This is a genomic window from Pseudomonas sp. PME37.24/025, from assembly GCF_055556615.1.
Genome location: NZ_JBVHNK010000235.1, coordinates 1 through 268 on the forward strand (window position 1 = coordinate 1; position 268 = coordinate 268).

At 66.4% G+C, this 268-nt stretch carries 1 protein-coding gene; it reads right to left on the reverse strand.

What is annotated here, in order from left to right:
- The coding region (locus ACZ3HH_RS30190; RefSeq protein WP_465810268.1) for a potassium transporter TrkG at positions 1-268 on the reverse strand (268 nt) is incomplete at both ends.

A 268-nucleotide genomic window follows, 5' to 3' on the forward strand; every position in this document is an offset into this window, starting at 1 on the left:
GGGAGTTCGTACATGCGCTTCTCTCGGGTCAACGCGAGGGCGGTGCCGAGCAGGACGGGGCCGAGTCGGCCGATGAACATCAGCACGATGAGGATGAGCTGGGCGACGGCGGGAAGGTCTGCGGTGATGCCCGTCGACAGCCCGACGGTAGCGAACGCGGAGATCACTTCGAAGAGGACGCGGTCGAGACCGAACGGGCTCATCACCATGATGGCGAGCGTCGAGCCGACCACCAACGCCAGGGACAGCAGCGCCACGGTGAGCGCCT